This window comes from Streptomyces sp. NPDC043812, from assembly GCF_056436245.1.
Map to the genome: position 1 here is coordinate 37,413 of NZ_JBWKCY010000015.1, position 20,200 is coordinate 57,612.

Below are 20,200 nucleotides of genomic sequence, written 5' to 3' on the forward strand. Positions count from 1 at the left end.
AACCGTCCGTCGTGCCCCCGCCGCATCCGCATAACGTCGTCCCGCTGTGAGTCGCCGGAAATCAACGGCGGCCGCCCACTAGGGAGATCGGGGGTGCACTCGTGCGGATCGGACTGCTCACGGATGGTGGTTATCCGTATGCGACGGGTGAGTCCAGGCTCTGGTGCGACCGGCTGGTGCGCGGGCTCGCGCAGCACGAGTTCGACGTCTACGCGCTGAGCCGCAGCGCACAGCAGGAATCCGGCGGCCGCCTCCCGCTGCCGCCCCAGGTGCGCCAGGTGCGCACCGCTCCGCTCTGGGCGCCGGCGGACGACGGTGCACAGTACGGACGGCGCGAACGGCGCCGCTTCGCGGAGCACTTCAAGGACCTCGCGGCCGCCCTCTGTGCCGGCGGGGACGGCTTCGCCGACGGCCTCTACGGTCTCGCGGCACTCGCTCGCGAGCACGGCGGACTGTATGCCGCGCTGCGTTCCGAGGTGGCCCTGCGCGCCCTGGAGTCCGCCTGCCGGATGCCGGGCGCGCATCGCGCGGTGCAGGGCGCCCGCGTCCTCGACCTGCTGGCTGTTGCCGACCGCCTCGAGCGGCACCTGCGCCCGCTCTCCCTCGACTGGTACGAGGAGGATGCGCTTGCCGCAGTCGACCTCTGCCATGCCGCATCCGGCGGACCGGCGGCTCTGCCCGGGCTGGTGGCCAAACGCTTCTGCGGGATTCCGCTGCTGGTCACCGAGTACGGCGTCCAGTTGCGCGCGCAGTATCTCGCCGGGCGCGAAGAGGAGTTGAGCGCCCCCGTGCGCGCCCTGCTCGCCGCGTTCCACGGGCAGTTGTCCGCCGAGGTGTACCGGCAGGCCGCCGTCATCACCCCCGGGAACACGCATGCACGACGTTGGCAGGACAAGTGCGGCGCCGAACGCGCCAAGCTGCGCACCGTCTACCCCGGCATGGAGGCGGAGCGCTTCGCGGCCGTCGGCGAGAGCGGCGACTGCGGTGACGAGCACACCCTTGTCTGGGTCGGCAGGATCGAGCCGTCCAAGGACCTCATCGCGCTGCTGCACGCCTTCGCCGAGATCCGCAAGGAGGCGCCGACGGCGCGGCTGCGACTGTTCGGCGCACCCGTGCAGGGCTCCGAGGCAAGCACGTATCTCGCCCACTGCCGGGCCCTGGCCGCGCAGCTCTTCCCCGACGAGGCGGCGGACGCCCACGCCGTGGGCGACAATCCGGTCTCCTTCGAGGAGATCGGCGGCCCGGAAGCGCCGGCCCTCGCCGACGCGTACGCCGCCGGAGCCGTCGTCGTCCTCTCCAGCGTCGTCGAGGGCTTCCCCATCAGCCTGGTGGAGGCGATGTTCTGCGGCCGGGCGACGGTCTCCACGGATGTGGGCGCAGTCGTCGAAGTCATCGGCGGCACCGGGCTCGTGGTGCCCCCGCGCAATCCACGGGCCCTCGCCGACGCCTGCCTCGCGCTGCTTGGCGACCCCGAGCGCCGTGCGCGCCTGGGCGCGGCAGCCCGAGCCCGTGCCCTCGAACTGTTCACCGTCGAACAGAACCTGACGGCATTTCGCGGCATTTACCTGGAGCTGATCTCGCACTCCCCGGTACAGCGGGACGCGGAGGCCGTCGACGCGGACGGTGAGCCGCGGCCGTTCGCCCACCCCGCCGAGTCGCACGTGCCGGGCCGTCTGACGGGCACGGGAGCGCACACACCCAGCTGGGCCGGGGGCGCGGAACCGATCGGGGCGGGAGCGACACCGGAAACCGCGAAGGAGGCACGCCGATGAACGCGGCACACGTCACGAGGAAGGCGGCCCCCGAGGAGCCGGCGGTCCTCCCGGACACCATCGGCCGCTTCGAGGGCGACGGCAGCGCCGGCGCCGAAGGCGACACCGACGCCGAACACGTCCGTGCGGTCTGGGCATTGGCGGCTCTCACCGCACTTGACGGCATCCGCCACGAGCCCTCGCCCCAGGCTGTCGACGCCTCCGGTACCGCCGGAGCGCAGCCGCCCGCGCCGGGCGACGACGAGTCGTACATCCCTGGCGCAGCCCCCGCAGCATCGGCGACCGTGCCAGGCCCTGTGCCAGGGGACGAGCGAGCCCCGGACGTGCCGCAGCCGGCGGATGCCCCGGAGGCGGCGGCCGCTGACGGATCGGATGCCGCTGACGGATCGGATGCCGTGGCGGCCGAGAAGCCTGGCACGGAGCATCGTGTGCCGTCCGGTGGTGACCCGCAGAACCGTCTTTCCCCCACCAAGGGGGCGGCACGGCGCGGAGGCGATCCCGTGAAGGCGCTCATCCACCGGCACCGGGAACTGTGCGAGCAGGCCGTCGATCCCCTGGAGATCGCCGCCGGGCTGGAGGCGCACGGCCTCACCGACCGCACCGCCGCCCGCTTCCGGCACCGGGACGTCTTCTCGCTCGCCGAGGAGATGTTCGCGCGGGCCGAGCGCGCCACCCCCACCGACGACCGTCCGGCGCGCGCCGCCGATCCGCGCGCCGGACGGGCGCTGCTCCACCCGCGCACGGTGTTGCCGGGGGCGGTATGTGTCCTCACCGTGGTGGTCGCGTCGGCCACCGAAGGAGGAGTGCGGCTCGCGGCGTGCGGACTCGGGGCGCTCCTCACCACTCTCGCGCTGATGCGGGCGCTGCGACGCGGACCGCTGCGCGCCGGCGGCCGTTCGCTCCCCGCCCTGCGGCTGTGGACGCTCTGGCTGCTCGCCTACGCGGCCTGCGGCCAGGGCCTCCTCGGCGAGATCATCGACGGCGGCCCGGACACGCTGTGGCCCCTGGACCCCGCGCCGTTCGTCGCCCTCGCCCTCGCCGTCGTGCCCGCGGCGTGGTGCGCGCATCTCTTCGCCGTACGGACCCGCCGCCGGCTCGACACCAGCCGGGGGCTCGAGGAGTTCGCCGCCGGGACGCGTCCCCTCCTGCTCGCCGTCCTGCTGCTGTACGCCGCGTCCGTCGGCGCGCTGGTCGCCCTGACCGGGCTCGTCATGCCCGGCAGTGAGGCCCTCGCGGCAGCCGCGGTCCTCGGCATCCTGCTCTTCCTGGCCCGGTTGCTCGTCGTCCACGGGTTCCCCGAACCCGCGTCGGCGGCACTGGCCGCCGCATGCGCGGTCGAGGTGGCCGCCCCCGCACTGCTGCTGTCGGGCCGGTTGCCCGGCCTCGGCCCGATCGCCCGTCCGGTCGAACTGCTCGTCATGTCCTGGGGCGTCGCGGCCGTGCCCGTACTCGCTTGTGGGACCGCAGCCGCCGGACTCCTCGTCCACGCGTTCGTCGTCCTCCCCCGGGCCTCGGCCCACACCCACTGACCAGGCCGTCCCCTCCGCGGAGCCGACACCGCAGAGCAACGCCATCCATGGCATCGCCGGCCACACCCCGAAGGAGAACACGCATGACCCCTCAACACCCGGATACGGCCCGTCGGTCCAGAGGAGCCACGCGATGAGGGTGCTTCTCCTCGGGGCCAACGGTTTCCTCGGCCGCTTCGTCGCCGACCGGCTCCTCGCCGACCCGGCCGTGCACCTCACCGCACTCGGCCGCGGCGACGACGCCGATGTGCGCTTCGACCTCTCCGGGGGCAGCCCGGGCGCGCTGACCCGCTTCCTCGGCGCCGTCCACCCCGGAGTCGTCATCAACTGCGCGGGCGCCACCCGTGGCGGCGCCCGCGAGCTGACCCGGCACAACACCGTCGCCGTCGCCACCGTCTGCGAGGCGCTGCGCCGCAGCGGCTGCGGCGCCCGGCTCGTGCAGATCGGGTGCGCCTCCGAGTACGGCCCGTCCCAGCAGGGTTCGTCGACGGCTGAGGATGCCGTTCCGCGTCCCGGCGGCCCCTACGGGGTCAGCAAGCTCGCCGCCACCGAACTCGTCCTCGGCTCCGGACTCGACGCGGTCGTCCTGCGGGTCTTCTCGCCCGTGGGCCCCGGCACACCCGCCGGTTCGCCGCTCGGCAGGCTGGCCGAGGCGATGCGGCGTGCGATGCAGTCCGGAGACGGCGAACTCAAGCTCAGCGGTCTCGGCGTGCAGCGCGACTTCGTCGACGTACGGGACGTGGCCCGCGCCGTGCACGCGGCCTCGCTGTCCGCCGCGCAGGGCGTCGTCAACATCGGCACCGGCCGCGCCGTGAAGCTGAGGGACGCCGCCTCGGTGCTCGCCCGCGTCGCCGGGTACGCGGGAGCCCTGCACGAGCTGGATGTGCCGACGGGTCGTCCCGTCATCGGCGCCCCTCGCTCCGAATCGATCGTCGAGCACATGGCCGCCACGCCCTCCCCGTACCCCGACGGCTGCGGCAGCTGGCAACAGGCCGATGTGCGCACGGCACGGGACCGGCTGGGCTGGCGGCCCCGTATCAACCTCGAGGAATCCCTCGCCGACATCTGGATGGAGGCGGCATGCCGCATCTGACGAGCACCGGGACACAGCTCTCGGCGACCGGTGCGGAACATCTCGGCCTCGGTGTCCCCGGACATGCCCATCCGCTGCTGGCGCAGGCGGAATGGACGGAGCTCACCAGACCGGGGACCCCGCTGCACTGGGTGGTCCTCAATGTCGCGGACGGCCCCGGCGCCCGCCCCGACCCGCACTGCCTGGAGGCGGCGGGCCGGCTGCGGAACGCCGGGGTGCGGGTGCTCGGGCATCTCGACCTGGCCCACGGCTCGCGCAGTTACGGCGACATCGTCTGTGACGCGCAGCACTTCTGCGACTGGTACAAGATCGACGGCTTCCTGCTGGACCGCTGTCCGACGGACCGGACCGACCTCGCCCGGGTACGGCGTACGACGGCGACGCTGGACGCGATCTCGGACGGCGGGCACCTGGTGCTGGGGCACGGGACGCACCCGTATCCGGGATACGCCGAGGCCGCCGACCAGCTGGTCACGTTCTCCGGTCCGTGGGCCGACTACCGCTGGTCGCAGGTGGCGGAGTGGACGGCCGACCACCCGCCGGAGCGGTTCGCGCACTTCGTCCACGGTGTGCCGCGCACCCATCTCCAGGAAGCCACCCGGATCGCGCGCTGGCAGGGCGCGGGGACGATCTTCTTCACCGACCGGGGACGCCACGACGGCGGAAAGGGGCAAAGTGGCCCATTCGAGGCACTGCCCGGCTACTGGGACGAAATCGTCTCGCAGATCGGACCGGGTGTCTCGGAATGAGGAGGGCCGTGGCAGTGTTACGGGGAGAACAACCGTACTGACTTACCGACCAACGGAGCCCCCGTGTCGCTGCCACCCCTGGTCGAGCCGGCTGCCGAGCTCACCGTAGACGAGGTCCGCAGGTACTCCCGCCACCTGATCATCCCCGATGTCGGGATGGACGGGCAGAAGCGGCTGAAGAACGCCAAGGTGCTCGCCGTCGGCGCGGGCGGCCTCGGCTCGCCGGCCCTCATGTACCTGGCCGCGGCCGGTGTCGGCACGCTCGGCATCGTGGAGTTCGACGAGGTCGACGAGTCGAACCTGCAGCGTCAGATCATCCACAGCCAGGCGGACATCGGCCGTTCCAAGGCGGAGTCCGCCCGCGACACGGTCAAGGGCATCAACCCCTACGTCGATGTGGTCCTTCACGAAGAGCGGCTCGAGGCCGAGAACGTGATGGAGATCTTCAGCCAGTACGACCTGATCGTCGACGGCACGGACAACTTCGCGACCCGCTACCTGGTCAACGACGCCTGTGTGCTGCTGAACAAGCCCTACGTGTGGGGCTCGATCTACCGCTTCGACGGCCAGGCATCCGTCTTCTGGTCCGAGCACGGCCCCTGCTACCGCTGCCTCTACCCCGAGCCCCCGCCGCCGGGCATGGTCCCCTCCTGCGCCGAGGGCGGCGTGCTGGGCGTGCTGTGCGCGTCCATCGGCTCCATCCAGGTCAACGAGGCGATCAAGCTGCTCGCCGGCATCGGTGAGCCCCTGGTCGGCCGACTGATGATCTACGACGCCCTGGAGATGCAGTACCGCCAGGTCAAGGTCCGCAAGGACCCCAACTGCGCCGTCTGTGGCGAGAACCCGACCGTCACCGAGCTCATCGACTACGAGGCCTTCTGCGGCGTCGTGTCCGAGGAGGCCCAGGAGGCGGCGGCCGGTTCGACGATCACTCCCAAGCAGCTCAAGGAGTGGATCGACGACGGCGAGAACATCGACATCATCGACGTCCGCGAGGTCAACGAGTACGAGATCGTCTCGATCCCGGGCGCGCGACTGATCCCGAAGAACGAGTTCCTGATGGGCTCGGCCCTGCAGGACCTGCCGCAGGACAAGAAGATCGTCCTGCATTGCAAGACGGGTGTCCGCAGTGCGGAGGTCCTCGCGGTCCTCAAGTCCGCGGGCTTCGCCGACGCGGTGCACGTCGGCGGCGGCGTCATCGGCTGGGTCAACCAGATCGAGCCCGAGAAGCCGATCTACTGAACAGCCCCTTCGCCGAGCTGCGGAAGGCGAGGCTGACGCCTCGCTGACCAGCGCAGTCGTGGTCACCAGTCGTCGACGTCGGTCGGCACTGGTCCACGTTCCACGGCCCAGAGACGGCCCCGGTTGCATGCCGGGGCCGTCTCCCGTTGGGGCGATGGTCAACCACGGCAGTGAGTAACGGGCCGTAGCCTCAGGGCGGGGACTGGGTGGTCGGCTGCGGCCACCCATCGGACAGTGCACATGATGCCCTTCGCGTGAAGCGGGCCTCGGCGAAGAACTGTCATTGCCACGGCGCGATGAACACCCCTGCGGTTCAGAACGATCGTTCAGTACACGAATTCCGGCCGCTGGTAGGGGGTCCACCAGCTGGTGAGTCCCCACACTCCCAGTGCGAGCGCGGCCACGGCCGCCAGCGTGGCGACCCACGGACGCTGCAGCCACTGCAGAGTCAGCAGCCATGCGGCGAGCGGCACAAGGGCGCCGCCGACCGCGATGACCGGAAGGTCGATGTAGAGCACGCTCAGATCCCGGTGCTGCTGTTCGAACCCGCCATCGATGCTGATGCGCGCCAGCGGGGCCCAGGCCAGCAAAACGAACGTGGTGCCGAGGGCCGACACGAGGAATCCTCCGCATCCTTTGGTCCCCTGGCTCACGCCCGTATCCCGACTCGCAGTCGTCTCATGACTCACGCCCACGACAGACGCGCCGTCGACGCCGCCAGTTCCCTGGGCCGGCGGCGGCCTGAGACCCGCCCCCAAAACGCATTGCGGGTCTCACCGAGGTATGTGGGGACGGTCCCGTAGCGGCAACGCCGGATACAGCTCGGCGATGAGATGGCGACCCGGTTCACCGACTCTCAGATCCAGGCGCCTCGGCTCTTGAGCTGGTGCTGGGGTGCCTCGACGCGCTTGGCCGGCCGAGGTGGTGTCACGCGGCTGGCGTACATCCATTGGGCCTGATCGACCGTCCTACAAGAAGGCGAGCAGAACCCGAGGGAGCATGGATGGACACGTCCACGCGCGAGCCCGATCGCGGACCCGACAGGAACGACAACACTCCCGCACTTGGGACTCAACCGTCGGCCAGGACAGTTCTTGCGGTCAGGGCCGCCGGTTGCCTGGCCCTCGTCGCCGGCATGCTGGCACTGTGCGGAGCCGGCCACTTCGCCCACGAGTTCTCGGCCTCTCTCACCGACCAACGCGCCCTCCGCTCCGCTCACGAATGTGGCTTCGGCGAGACCAGCCGGAATTGCCTGCGCCGCATCGACGCCACAGTCGCGGAGGGGCACCCGGACGGGTTGGTGTTCACTCTCGACGGACCGGACGCCGTCGCCGGGGAGTACCGCCTGGGCACCCCGCCCAGCACTTTGGAGGGCCTGAGGTCCGGGGAACACGTCACCGTCACCGTCTGGCGGGGCCGCCGCACCGCCATAACCAGGGAGAGCACGAGTGAGACCCGCCTCCTCCCGGACGCCCCGCAAGCCAGGCTGCCGCTGCACTCGGCGTTGGTCCTGATCTTGCTCAACGTGGCCGGCTGCGCCCTGTCCGCCACCTGGTCGTGCCTGTGGCGGACCCACGAGCTCATCAGACCCCGCGGTACACGGAAGCTGTGGATCGTCGCTCGGACAACGCTGAGTCTGGCCCTGGTGACAGCTGCGATCGGCTACATCGCCCGGGAACACGGAAGTCTCGTACCCCTCTTGATCTTCTGGCCGGTCGCGGCGGTTCTCTTGGTCTCCTGGAATCGCCGGCGCTCTCTCGACACCGGCTGAGTGCCTGTTGGCTGGGTGTCCTCGATGCCGTTGACCCTTCGTCCCGAACTACCGGCGGGGCGGTCGCTGAGGTCAATACGGCTGATCAGTCGATGTCTGAGGGCCCATGACCGTCGGCAGCGGTCGCGGTGGTTGCTGTAGTCCGCTGCTGTACAGCACGTCCACTGACCATCGCCTCAGGAGTTCAGCCGGACGGCCGTCGCACCTGGTCACGCCATGGGCATCCACGCTGCCGAGGACGCCGGAGGCTGCGTCCATCCGCATTCGTTGATGTCGGTGTTGGATGTGGCGACCAGGTGCCTTCCAGCCGACCCGTCAGCTCCTGCGCCCGGCTGCCTTCGCCCGGCCGCGCGCCCAGCCCGCAACAACCGCGCCGATACCGACGGCGACAACATGGACGGTGATGCCGGCCGTGAACCCGCCTGGCAGCCAAGCGAGTAGGCCGGCGTTGCCGTGGTCGACGAGCTGACGGATCGCTCCCTGCCCCCCAAGGACAAGGAGAGCCATACCGAGGATCTGCAAGAGGTCGTACTTCACGTGATGCCCTCCGATGCTCAAGACGTCGCTGTCACGGGAGAAGCACCGTGGAAGGCGGTGGTGAACCAGGTGTAAACGGGGGCGAGAGTCGGGGATGCGGGCCATCCATTGACCGTCGCCAAGAGCTGCCAGTAGCGCGTGGCGTGTGGGTCGGTGGTCATCTGCAGGCGGGCGAGGAGCCAGCGGCGCAGATCGCCGTCGCCGGCACGCTCGAATGCGTGGCCGTAGAGGCCGCCCAGTGCGTCGTCAAGGGGTGCGGTTGAGACGGAGGACGGAAGGATGCCGACGGATACGGCTTCGTCGATTCGTTCACGCATCGATTGGTTGAGACCGTCGTGCAGACTGCTGGCGTCCTGCGGGGAAGGCTCTTCCGCCTGTTCCTCAGCGATGCGTCGCACCACCGTATGGAAGTCCGCGTTCTGGCAGAGTTCGGCGAGTTCCACCCAGGCCCCGACCTGATCGGGCGTTGGGTCGTCGGGGAGCTCGGGCATGGCGGATCGCATCAGGGTCACGAACTCGGGGTTGGTGCCCAGATCCCTGAAGGTGTCGTCGATGAAGTCGGCCACCAGTCGGCGTCGTTCGGCCCGGGAGCCCCACGTGTTCGCCGCCTACCTCGTCGTCACCCTCCTCGCCTCGGTCGTCAACGGAGTGGCCTGGTTCGTGTTCTTCTGCCTGCCCGCGGCCGCTCTGGCCGTGAACCTGGCCTATCACGGCCACTGGTGAACCGGTTGCGCCGTGCCGTACGCCGGTGCTGCGACAGAACTCGGCGAGTGGGATCTGGACAACCGTGGCCCCGGACCGCAGAAGCGGTCCGGGGCCACGTCCGTTTCACGAGGTGCAGGTCGTGCCGTCCGCCGGAACCCTGCCGTCGAGCAGATACGCGTCCACCGTGCGCGTCACACATGTCGCGGTGCCGTAGGCCCCGTGCCCCTCGCCCTTGTTGGTGACCAGCACACCGACTCCCGCGCCCAGTTCGTCGGCCATCCGCCGTGCACCCTCGTACGGGGTCGCCGGGTCGCCCGTGGTGCCGACCACCAGGACGGGGGCCGCGCCCCGCGCGGAGACCTCAGGGGTGTCGGACTCGCCGGCCACCGGCCAGTCTGCGCACCAGCCCGCCAGGTCCCAGGCAAGGTACGGGCCGAACACCGGGGAGACCTCGGTGAACTCGGCGAGATGACGGGACCGCACCTCCTCCGGCGTCACCCGTCCCTTGGCGTCGGCGCAGGATATGGCGCGCTGGGAGTGGTTCTGCGTGCCGTAACGGCCGTTCTCGTCACGGTCGTTGTAGGAGTCTGCCGTCTGCAGCAGAAGGCTGCCGTCGCCGTTCTCCGCCGCGTCCAGCGCCGAGGTCAGGAAGGGCCAGTTGTCCTCGGAGTACAGCGGCATGATGATCCCGGTCAGCGCCAGACTCTGGGTGAGCGTGCGGCCGCCCGTCGCGGGCAGCGGCTTCCGGTCCAGTTCGCCGAGCAGCTTCACCACGCGCGCGGTGCCGTCCTTCGCGCTGATGCCCCGGCTCTTGGAGTAGTTCTCCAGCGCGCGCTGGAAGCCGCGTGCCTGGTTGCGCGAGTGCCCGGCGTAGTCGGCCGTCGGGTCGACCACCGCGTCCAGGACGAGCCGGCCGGTGTTCCGCGGATACAGATGGGCGTACACACCGCCGAGTTCGGTGCCGTAGGAGAAGCCGAGGTAGTGCAGCTTGTCGTCGCCGAGCACCTGGCGCATCAGATCCATGTCGCGGGCCGCGGAGACCGTGCCGACGTGCGGGATCACCCGGCCCGACCGCTCGTCGCACCCGGCGCCGAACGCCGCCGAGTCGTCCATGTACGCCTTCTCCTCCGCCGCCGTGTCCGGGGTGGAGTCCAGCGCCAGGGACTTCGCGGTCTCCGCGTCACCGCGGCACACGACCGCCGAACTCTCGGCCACGCCCCGCGGGTCGAAGCCGACGAGGTCGTACCGCTCGTGCAGGGTGCGGTAGCCCGCGGCGGCGGTGGGCAGCGAGGCGACGCCCGAGCCGCCGGGCCCGCCGAAGTTGAAGAGCAGTGAGCCGATGCGCCGGTCGGACTCCTTCGCCCGGGACCTGATCAGCGCGATGCCGATCGTCTCCCCGGCCGGGTCGCCGTAGTCGAGGGGTGCCCGGAGCGTGGCGCACTGCCACTGGGTGCCGGGCGGCCGGGCGAGGCTGCCACGCGCCTTGGTGGGCGCCGTGCACGCTTTCCAGTCCAGTTGCTGCCCGGTGAGGGAGCCGGGCAGGACCGGAGCCTTCGGCGTCCCGTTCCCGCCGTCCTTCCCGTCCGCCTCCCCCGGCGAACCGGCGGAGGCGGACGGCTTGCCGCCGCTCCCGGCGCCGCCGCCCGCGCTGTCGCAACCGGCCCCGGCCACCAGCAGGACCGCGGCGGCCAGCGCGCCCGCGCGTATTCGGTTCCTCATCCCGGCCCCCACAGCGCTCGAAGACAGTTTCGACATCCTAGGGAGTGTCCTGGGTGGTGTGCGCCCGGCCGCGGCCTACCGGCAGACCGTCCCGTCGGCCGGAACCCTGCCGTTGAGCAGGTAGCCGTCGACCGCCCGCTTCACGCATGGGCTGCTGCCGTACGCGCCGTGCCCCTCGCCGCGGTACGTCATCTCGATGCCGACCCCCTCGCCCAGGCTGTCGGCCATCACCTTCGCGCCCTCGTAGGGGGTGGCGGGGTCGCCGGTGTTGCCGATCACGACGATCGGGGGAGCGCCCGCGGCGGAGACGTCCGGATGGGTCCACGTGCCCGGTACCGGCCAGTCGGTGCAGCCCATCAGGCCCCAGCCGAGATACTCGCCGAACACGGGGGACGCTTTGCGGAACTCCGGAAGCTTCGCCTTGGTCTGTGCCAGCGTGTAGCGCTCCTTGGAGTCGACACAGCCGATGGCCGCGCCCGCCGCCTGGATGTTGCTGTAGTGGCCGTTCTCCGAGCGCCCGGTCATCGCGTCCGAGAACGCCATCAGCAGAGCGCCGTTGCCGCCCTCCGCCTCGTCGAGTGCCTGCTCCAGCAGCTCCCAGTACTCGCGCGAGTACAGCGTCTGCGCGATGCCGTTGGTGGCCTGGCTCTGCGTCAGCATGCGGTCGCCGATGCCCCGGATCGGCTTCGCGTCCAGCCCGTCGAGGAATCCGATGATCCAGTCCTGGATCTCCGCGACGGTGGAGCCGGGCAGCGCGCAGTCGTCGCCGCGGGCGACGCAGTCCTTCAGGAAGTTGGTCAGCGCCAGCTGGAACCCCTCGGCCTGGCCGAGAGACCCCTGCTCGGACGTCTCGCCGGGGTCGACCACGGCGTCGAACACCGCGCGCCCCACCTTCGTCGGGTACAGATGCGCGTACACGCCGCCGAGTTCTGTGCCGTACGAGATGCCGAAGTAGTGCAGCTTGTCGTCGCCGAGCACCTGTCGCATGAGATCCATGTCGCGGGCGGCGTTGAGGGTGCCGACATGAGGGAGCACGGCACCGGACTTGTCCTCGCACGCGTCGGAGAACGACTTCAGGCTCTCCTCGAACGTCTCCTCCTCGGCGGCGTCGTCGGGCGTCGCGTCCTCGGCGATGTACTCGTCCATCTGCTGGTCGTCCAGGCACTCGACGGGCGCGCTGCGGCCGACGCCGCGCGGGTCGAAGCTCACCAGGTCGTATCGGGTCCGCAGGGTGCCGTAGTCCGCGGCTGCGGCGGGCAGGGTGGCGACGCCCGAGCCGCCCGGGCCGCCGAAGTTGAAGATGAGCGATCCGATCCGCTTGTCGGGGTTCAGGGCGGGGGCGCGGATCAGCGCCAGTTCGATGGTCTCGCCCTCGGGGTCGTCGTAGTCGAGCGGCGCGTCCATGAACGAGCACTCCCAGGCCGTGCCGCCCGGCAGCGGCGACGGCTTTGGGCCGCCGCCCTCCGCCTCGGAGGGCGCGGGGCACGGCTGCCAGGCCAGCTTCTGGGCGGCGAGATCCATCGGCCGGTCCTCGGCGCTTCCGTTCCCGCCGTCCGAGCACCCGCCGACGGCCAGCAGGACGGCGGCGACGGTGGCGGCGGTGGTTGAGCGGGCCGTGGCGGATGTGGTCGGCATGCTGCCATCGTGCGCCGCGCCGGCTTAGTCCGCACGGGCGACGAGTCCATGCGGGTGGCGGTGCGCCCGCTCCTTCGTACGGGTGGGGATGCCGCGCCGAACGGGTGGTTCCGGTGTTCTCCGCGCGTGGCCGTCATTCCGGCGTGCGCGCGGGAACGCTCAGAGCGCCCCCTTGCGTGTCAGGTGATTGAACGCGAACCACCCGGGAAGCACCGGCAGCCAGAGCGTCATCGTCCGGTACAGCAGCACCGCGGGGGCGGCGATCTCCGTGGGTACACCGACCAGGAGGAGACCGCCCACCAGGGCGCCCTCGACCGCGCCCACACCGCCGGGGGTCGGCGCGGCCGAGCCCAGCGCGTTGCCCGCCAGGAACACGACGGCGATGCTCGCGTAGCTCAGCGGCTGGTGACCGCCGTCGAACGCCCGGATCGAGGCGTCCAGACACATCACGAACACGCCGGTCAGCAGCAGCATCCCGCCGATGCCGGTGAGCAGCTTCATCGGCCGCTGCAGCACGTCGAGCATGCGCGGCACCACACCGGCGAACAGTGACCGCAGGCGGGTGGAGACGAATTTCCGCAGGAACGGGATCGCGGTCACCACCAGCACCAGCACGGCGACGGTCAGCAGGCCCGCGATCACCGTCCTCGACGGGGTGAACGACGCCGTCCGCTCCGTACCCGTCAGATAGCCGAACGACAGCAGCAGCAGGATGTGGCAGCCGAGCCCGAAGAGCTGGGAGGCACCCACACTGGCCACCGCGAGGCCGGGCCGCACCCCCGACCGCTGCAGGAAGCGGGTGTTGAGCGCCACGCCGCCGACCGCCGCCGGAGCCACGATCTTGACGAACGAACCGGCGACCTGGGCGAGCACCGTCTGCCGGAAGCCCACCCGCTCGGGCACGAAGCCGAGCAGGCTCATTGCGGCGGCGAGGTAGCTGAGCGCGGAGAAGGCGGCCGCGGCGGCCACCCAGCCCCAGTGGGCCTTGTCGAAGACCGTGCGGAAGTCGATGCCGGCGATCTGCGAGAGCAGGAAGTACGCGGCGACCGCACCGGCGATGAAGCTGACGAGCGTACGGGGCCTGATGCGTTCCAGCCGGACCGGTTCCACCGGCGCCTGCGGCCTGATCAGCAGCACCTGGCCGCGGATCTGGGAGAGCAGATCCTCTTCACGGGCCTCGTCCATGGCCTCGTCGAGGGCCCGCTTGTCGGCCTGCTTCTCGGCACGTTCGACCTTGCGCGCTGCCTTGCGGTCGTCGGTGGCCGCGGTCTCGTCGGTACGGGCGTTCCGGGCCTCCGCCGACGCCTCCAGAACCGCCTCGCGCTCGCGCTGTGCCCGTTCGCGAGCCTGCTGGCGCAGCGTCGCCCGGGTGGAACGGCTGAGTGCGATCGGCTGGAGCAGCGGCAGACAGTCGGCCACCGTGTCCGGGCCGAGCACCTCGACCGCGGCCGCGACCGAGCGCTCCGCGCCGACACGCAGGCCCAGGGTGGTCAGCAGCTGGGCGATGTCCATCCGCAGGACCACGTCACCGGCCGCGATCTCGCCGCCGCGCAGATCGGTCAGGATCACCCGGCCGGCCTCGTCCACCAGGATCGCGTCCCCGGCCAGCCTGCGGTGTGCGATGCGCCGGGACTGAAGGGCCTTCACCTGACGCCAGGCGCCGAGCACCACGTCGTCGGTGATGTCCGCGTCCTCCAGCGCGTCGAGCACCCGGCCGCCCTGGTGCTCGTAGACCAGCATCACCGCGTCGGGGCCGAGCTCGGAGGTGGCGATCAGTTTGGGAGCGTTGGCGCCGGCGGCGATCGCCGCGTACGCGAGCAGTGCCTCCTGCTCCAGGGCCTGGCGCAGCGACTGGATGGAACGCCGGGTGGTGATGGAGCGCAGCGTCAGCCGCCGCCACACCCGGTAGAAGAAGCCCTGCGCCTGCTGTTCGCGGTCGACGACGGTGACGTCGAGCGGAGGGCCGTCCTCCAGGGAGACCAGATAGCGGCGGCCGCGGTCCTGGTCGGTGAACTCCGACGTGTCCTCGGCGCGCATCGCCGTCACGGGACGGAAGCCCACGTGCCGCAGTCCGGCGAGCAGGGTCTGGCCGGTGGGGCGGACATTGGGCGAACCGACCGCGTAGAGCGTTCCGTAGGCGACGGTCCAGCCGAGCAGGATGGTGAGGATGATCGAGAACGGTGTCGTGTAGCCGGCGACCAGCATCGCGAACGCGTCGAGCAGCAGCACCATCCACAGGACCACGCGCCAGCGTGGTCTGCGGGCCATGCCCACGGCCGTCATGTACGCGATGACGGGCGCGAGATAGCCGTGCACGGGATCGGTCAGGCCGTCCGTCTGGGGCTGGGTCAGGGCGTCCTGGAGGCTGCCGGGCGCGCCGCGGGACACCCAGAGGTCGGTGGCGAGCGTGACGCCGTGCGCCAGGACCGCGGCGAGCACACCGTCCGCGATCCGCAGGCCGTCGCGTTTGACGAGCCGCTCGATGGCGAAGGCGACCGGAACGAGCAGCACCGCGATGCTGGACACCAGGCCCGCCATCTTGACCAGCAGGTCGGGTGCCTGCCCGGTGCCCTTGTTGATGTCGGACTCGAGGCCGGTCGTCGTGCCCTGGGCGAACGCGGCGACGGCCAGGACGACGGCGATCACGAGAATGCCGATCAGCAGCCGCATCAGGTCCGAGGGGCGGTGGACCCGGGCGGCGAGCAGTGGTTCGTCTCCGGAGACCCGGTCGGCTCGGATCACCTCGTCGCCTTCCCCGCTCTTCGGGGCACCGGTGTGTGTCGGCCCTCCGGGCCGGCGTGCCGGGGCGGCAGTTCCGGAGTCGGCGGGGTGCTCCGACGCGGCCTGGCGTTCCTCGCCTTCCGCGCGCTCCTGGCCGGCCGTGTGCTCCTCGCCCTCCGGGTGCTCGGAGCCTTCCGAGCGCTCCCCGGCGGCGTCAGGAGAGGGCGTTTCCGGGCGCGACTCGGACCCAGGGCTGCCTGCCGCCTTCGAAGGCTGCACGCCCTGCTCCTTCGTCGTCTCGGTCTCTTCTTGATCTCGTATCACCAGTCACCGCCCGCACGATGGTGGCACGACCCGGCGACAGAGGTGGGCATCAGGGTGTAACGCGGAGGCGCGGGGTGCGCGAGATGAGCCGCTTTGTCGTCGATGAACCGATTCGCCCCCTGTCTGGGGCGCTGTCGGTGGCGTGCGGCAGGATGGGTCGGATGGACGATCCGACGGGCGAGCTGCCCGCATACGCCGAGCGGGTCCTGGAGGTCGCCGAGCTGATTCCGCCGGGCCGGGTCATGACGTACGGCGACGTGGCGGAATGGCTCGGCGAGGCAGGCCCCCGCCAGGTCGGCCGTGTGATGGCGCTGTACGGCGGCCCCGTGCCGTGGTGGCGCGTCGTGCGCGCCGACGGCGTCGTGCTGCCCGGTCACGAGCTGCGAGCTATGGAGCACTACCGCGCGGAAGGGACACCGCTGCGCGAGGCCCCGCGCGGCGCCGAGGGGCACGTGCCGCGTCTGGACATGAGGCGGGCGCGCTGGGACGGCGTCGACGCAGGTGCGCAGCCGAGCGGCGGCGACGCCGGCGCGGGCGGTGCCGCTCGGGGAGATGTGCCTCACAGCGACGGGGCTCACATATGACAGCTTCCGCCAAGCGGCGGCCGGGTGGGCGGTCCGGCGACCGTACGGGGTATGTGACCGGGCCGCTGCCCGCGCGCCACGGCCTGGCGTAGCGTCGCCAGCGCGCGGCACACACCGCACCCTCACCATCAGCACACCCACCAGGACCGGCGATCCACGTGAGTTCCTCCTCCACCACCGGGCGCACGCCGTACCCGCACCAGGTACGGCAGGGGGTTCCCCCACGCCCGCAGGGGCGAGGAGGGAGGTCCCCGGGCGCGTACCGACTGGTGCGCACCGCGCCGGTTCCCGTGGAACCCCCTCACCTTGACGCAGCACAGCGCACGGTGGTTGACCATGGCGAGGGGCCGCTGCTGGTTCTCGCAGGGCCGGGTACCGGCAAGACCACCACGCTGGTGGAGGCCGTCGCCGCGCGTATCGCCGCGGGTACGGACCCGGCGCGCATCCTGGTCCTCACGTTCAGCCGCAAGGCCGCCGTGGAGCTGCGGGACCGTATGGCGCTGCGGCTCGAGGGGGGCGAGCGCGGAGCGCCCTCCGGCACGGGGGGTGAGGGGCGGCGGATGCGAGGGTCGCACTGGCCGCAGGCGACCACGTTCCACTCGTTCTGCTACGCACTCGTCCGTGCCCACCAGGACGCCGACCTGTTCCGTGAACCGCTGCGGCTGCTGTCCGGACCCGAGCAGGACGTCGCCGTACGCGAACTGCTCGCCGGCCAGATCGGTCTGGAGCGCGACGGGATCTCCACGGTGCGCTGGCCGGACGAACTGCGGGCCTGCCTGACCACACGCGGGTTCGCCGACGAGGTGCGCGCCGTGCTCGCGCGCAGCCGGGAGCTCGGGCTCGGCCCTGACGCCCTGGGCCGTTTCGCGGCTCGCACCGGCCGCCCGGACTGGGCGGCGGCGGCCGCGTTCCTCGCCGAGTACCTGGACGTCCTGGACATGCAGGGCGTGCTGGACTACGCCGAGCTGGTGCACCGCGCGGTGCTGCTGGCGGAGCGGGACCTGTCGCCGCGCGACCTCCCGTACGACGTGGTGTTCGTGGACGAGTACCAGGACACGGACCCGGCCCAGGTGCGGCTGCTGCAGGCCCTCGCGGGCGGTGGGCGCACGCTGGTCGCCTTCGGCGACCCCGATCAGTCGATCTACGCCTTCCGCGGCGCGGACGTGAACGGCATCCTCGACTTCCCCGACGCTTTCCGGCACACGGACGGCAGCCCCTCGGACGTCGCGGTCCTGACGACGTCCCGGCGCAGCGGGGACGCGCTGCTGGAGGCGACCCGGCTGCTGACCCGCCGAATGCCGCTGCACCGCCTCCCCGCCGACAAGGTCCGTGCACACCGGGACCTGGCGGCGGTCCGGGACGGTGGCCAGGTCGAGGCGTACACCTATCCGACGGCGTCCACGGAACTGGACAACATCGCGGACATCCTGCGCCGCGCGCATCTGGAGGACGGCGTTCCGTGGCAGGACATGGCGATCCTGGTCCGCGCGGGCGGCCGTACCATCCCGTCGCTGCGCAGAGCGCTGACGTCCGCGGGAGTCCCCGTGGAGGTCGACGGCGACGACGTCCCCCTGCGCCACGAGCCGGCGGTGTCCCCCCTGCTGACGGCTCTGCGCGCGGCGGCGACGGCGGCGGTGTCGGTGGCGGTGTCGGTGGCGCCGGGCGACACCGACGGTGCACCCTCCGCTGCCGTGGACCCGTCTGCAGATCCGGCCGCGGCTCGCGAGGAGGCCCGGCCGGCGGGCGATGCCGAGCCCGGGGCTGAGGAGTCGGGCGTTCCTCAAGCAGACGCAGATGCAGATGCTGCTGCTGTCCGCGATGCAGACGCCTTTCCCGATGCCGACGCCGTCAGCAACGCCCTTCCGGAAGCCGATGTCGACGCCGAAGCAGATGCCGACGCCGACGCCGACGCCGTCCTCGCGAGCGGTCGCCCCGTTGGCGCCCGGCTCGACACCGAGACCGCGATCGAGCTGCTCACCTCACCCCTCGGCGGCATGGACTCCGCCGACCTGCGACGGCTCGGGCGTGCCCTGCGGGACGAGGAGCGTGCCGGGGGGAACCGCGTGCCGCCGCCCTCCGACGTGCTCATCGCCCGCGCGCTCGCCGAGCCCGAGCGACTGGTCGCGCACGACCCGGCGTACGCCCGGGGCGCGCAGCGGCTCGGTGCCCTCCTGCGCAAGGCGCGCGAGCTCCTCGAAGGCGGCGGCACCGCCGAGGACGCGCTGTGGCTGCTGTGGGACGGCACGTCCTGGCCGCAGCGCCTGGAGCGCGCAGCGTTCCGGGGCGGGCCGGCCGGGCGCAACGCAGATCGCGACCTGGACGCCGTGTGCGCCCTGTTCGAGACCGCAGCTCGCGCGGAGGAGCGCACCGGCGGCCGGGGCGCGCTCAACTTCATCGAGGAGCTCGACGCCCAGGACATCGCCGCCGACACCCTCTCGCGGCGGCAGGTCCGCCCCGACGCCGTACGGCTCATGACCGCGCACCGCTCCAAGGGCCTGGAATGGAGCCTTGTCGTCGTCGCCGGCGTTCAGGAAGGGCTGTGGCCCGACCTGCGCCGCCGGGGCTCGCTGCTCGAGGCGGACCGCATCGGGCTGGACGGTCTCGCCGAGCCGCTGACCCCCGGCGCGCTTCTCACGGAGGAACGCCGCCTGTTCTACGTCGCCGCGACGCGCGCCCGCGACCGGCTCGTGGTCACCGCGGTCAAGGCCCCTGCCGACGACGGCGACCAGCCGTCCCGGTTCCTCACCGAACTGGGCGTGGAACCCCGGGATGTGACGGGCCGCCCCCGCCGCCCCCTGGCCGTCGCCCCGCTCGTCGCGGAGCTGCGTGCCACGACCGTGGACCCGGACGCCTCCCCGGAGCTGCGCGACGCCGCTGCCCGCCGCCTCGCCCGTCTCGCCGCGCTGACCGACGACGAGGGGCAGCCGCTCGTGCCGTCGGCGCATCCGTACCGCTGGTGGGGCATGCTCGACGCCACGCACAGCGCGAAGCCGCTGCGGGACCGCAATCAGCCGGTCGTTCTCTCCGGGAGCGCGCTGGACCAGCTCGCCAACACCTGTGCGCTCCAGTGGTTCCTGGGGCGCGAGGTGAAGGCGGATGCCCCGGCCACCGCGGCCCAGGGCTTCGGCAACGTCGTGCACGTGCTCGCCGACGAGGTGGCATCCGGCCGCAGCCCGGCCGACCTCGCCGTGCTGATGGAGCGTCTGGACTCCGTCTGGGACGCCCTCGTCTTCGACGCGCCCTGGAAGTCCCGCCAGGAGAAGGAGCACGCACGGGCGGCGCTCGAGCGGTTCCTGCGCTGGCATGTCACGGACCGCGGTGGCCGCGCCGCCGCGGCGACCGAGCACGACTTCGACGTGACGCTGGAGGCGGGGGAGTACGAGGTGCGCATCCGCGGCTCCATGGACCGTGTCGAGCAGGACGAGCAGGGCCGCGCCTACGTCGTCGACTTCAAGACCGGTAAGCAGTCGCCGACCAGGGACGAGGTCGCCCGCCATCCCCAGCTCGCCGTCTACCAGCTGGCGGTGCGCGAGGGCGCGGTCGACGAGGTCTTCGACGGCCGCCCCGAGCCAGGCGGTGCCGAACTCGTACAGCTGCGCCAGCCGGCCGCCAAGAAGGAGGGAGGCGACGCGCTGCCCAAGGTGCAGGCACAGGAGGCGCTCGCAGGGGAGTGGGTCGGTGATCTGCTCGCCACCGCGGCCGGTCGGGTGCTCGACGAACGCTTCACCCCTTCCACCGGCCAGCACTGCGGACACTGTGCGTTCAAGGCGTCGTGCAGCGCACAGCCGGAAGGCCGCCAAATAGTGGAATGATCGGCAT

The 20,200-nt window shown here is 71.6% G+C and carries 15 protein-coding genes; 9 read left to right on the top strand and 6 right to left on the bottom strand.

Annotation, left to right across the window (positions count from 1 at the left end; genetic code table 11):
- Positions 1–101: 101 nt before the first annotated feature.
- The 5 genes from AC067Z_RS22210 (at position 102) to moeZ (ending at position 6,385) form a co-directional block, all read left to right on the top strand.
- Positions 102–1,772 (top strand): DUF3492 domain-containing protein, encoded by a 1,671-nt coding sequence (locus tag AC067Z_RS22210; RefSeq protein ID WP_478791303.1) that lies wholly within the window; start codon positions 102–104, stop codon positions 1,770–1,772.
- Positions 1,769–3,301, top strand: coding sequence for a hypothetical protein (locus tag AC067Z_RS22215; RefSeq protein ID WP_478791304.1), 1,533 nt, complete (start codon positions 1,769–1,771; stop codon positions 3,299–3,301). The genes AC067Z_RS22210 and AC067Z_RS22215 overlap by 4 nt, the downstream gene beginning before the upstream one ends.
- Before the next feature lie 133 nt (positions 3,302–3,434).
- Positions 3,435–4,394, top strand: coding sequence for an NAD-dependent epimerase/dehydratase family protein (locus AC067Z_RS22220; protein ID WP_478791305.1), 960 nt, complete (start codon positions 3,435–3,437; stop codon positions 4,392–4,394).
- Positions 4,382–5,143 (top strand): spherulation-specific family 4 protein, encoded by a 762-nt coding sequence (locus AC067Z_RS22225; RefSeq protein ID WP_478791306.1) that lies wholly within the window; start codon positions 4,382–4,384, stop codon positions 5,141–5,143. The genes AC067Z_RS22220 and AC067Z_RS22225 overlap by 13 nt, the downstream gene beginning before the upstream one ends.
- 63 nt (positions 5,144–5,206) lie before the next feature.
- A complete protein-coding gene (gene moeZ, locus AC067Z_RS22230) occupies positions 5,207–6,385 on the top strand; it encodes an adenylyltransferase/sulfurtransferase MoeZ (RefSeq protein ID WP_478791307.1) in 1,179 nt (392 codons plus the stop codon).
- Between the two features lie 326 nt (positions 6,386–6,711).
- Here moeZ and AC067Z_RS22235 read toward each other — a convergent pair whose 3' ends face one another.
- The gene (locus tag AC067Z_RS22235; protein WP_478791308.1) at positions 6,712–7,002 is read right to left on the bottom strand and encodes a hypothetical protein; all 291 of its coding nucleotides are present in this window, start codon (positions 7,000–7,002) and stop codon (positions 6,712–6,714) included.
- A 386-nt stretch (positions 7,003–7,388) separates the two neighbouring features.
- Here AC067Z_RS22235 and AC067Z_RS22240 point away from each other — a divergent pair, with 386 nt between their 5' ends.
- Positions 7,389–8,156, top strand: coding sequence for a hypothetical protein (locus AC067Z_RS22240; RefSeq protein ID WP_478791309.1), 768 nt, complete (start codon positions 7,389–7,391; stop codon positions 8,154–8,156).
- 315 nt (positions 8,157–8,471) lie between these two features.
- Here the strand turns inward: AC067Z_RS22240 and AC067Z_RS22245 are convergent, their stop codons facing one another.
- Both AC067Z_RS22245 and AC067Z_RS22250 read right to left on the bottom strand, forming a co-directional pair.
- Entirely contained in the window at positions 8,472–8,693 is a 222-nt protein-coding gene (locus tag AC067Z_RS22245; protein ID WP_478791310.1) for a hypothetical protein, read from the bottom strand.
- Positions 8,694–8,710: 17 nt separating this feature from the next.
- Complete coding sequence (locus AC067Z_RS22250; protein ID WP_478791311.1) at positions 8,711–9,259, bottom strand: hypothetical protein; 549 nt, start codon at positions 9,257–9,259, stop codon at positions 8,711–8,713.
- Here AC067Z_RS22250 and AC067Z_RS22255 point away from each other — a divergent pair.
- Positions 9,246–9,416, top strand: coding sequence for a hypothetical protein (locus AC067Z_RS22255; protein WP_478791312.1), 171 nt, complete (start codon positions 9,246–9,248; stop codon positions 9,414–9,416). The genes AC067Z_RS22250 and AC067Z_RS22255 overlap by 14 nt on opposite strands.
- A gap of 105 nt (positions 9,417–9,521) precedes the next feature.
- On the opposite strand, the gene AC067Z_RS22260 is transcribed toward AC067Z_RS22255, so the two are convergent.
- From AC067Z_RS22260 to AC067Z_RS22270, 3 genes are all read right to left on the bottom strand, one after another.
- On the bottom strand, positions 9,522–11,117 hold the full coding sequence (locus tag AC067Z_RS22260) for an alpha/beta hydrolase (RefSeq protein WP_478791313.1): 1,596 nt from the start codon (positions 11,115–11,117) through the stop codon (positions 9,522–9,524).
- 75 nt (positions 11,118–11,192) lie between these two features.
- A complete protein-coding gene (locus AC067Z_RS22265) occupies positions 11,193–12,752 on the bottom strand; it encodes an alpha/beta hydrolase (RefSeq protein WP_478791314.1) in 1,560 nt (519 codons plus the stop codon).
- Positions 12,753–12,911: 159 nt separating this feature from the next.
- The gene (locus tag AC067Z_RS22270) at positions 12,912–15,752 is read right to left on the bottom strand and encodes a lysylphosphatidylglycerol synthase domain-containing protein (protein WP_478791315.1); all 2,841 of its coding nucleotides are present in this window, start codon (positions 15,750–15,752) and stop codon (positions 12,912–12,914) included.
- A gap of 206 nt (positions 15,753–15,958) precedes the next feature.
- On the opposite strand from AC067Z_RS22270, the gene AC067Z_RS22275 reads away from it, so the two are divergent.
- Positions 15,959–16,381 carry an MGMT family protein gene (locus tag AC067Z_RS22275; protein WP_478791316.1) on the top strand — a complete coding sequence of 141 codons (423 nt, stop codon included), beginning with the start codon at positions 15,959–15,961 and terminating at the stop codon, positions 16,379–16,381.
- Positions 16,382–16,539: 158 nt separating this feature from the next.
- The gene (locus tag AC067Z_RS22280; RefSeq protein ID WP_478791317.1) at positions 16,540–20,193 is read left to right on the top strand and encodes an ATP-dependent helicase; all 3,654 of its coding nucleotides are present in this window, start codon (positions 16,540–16,542) and stop codon (positions 20,191–20,193) included.
- The last annotated feature ends 7 nt before the right edge of the window (positions 20,194–20,200 follow it).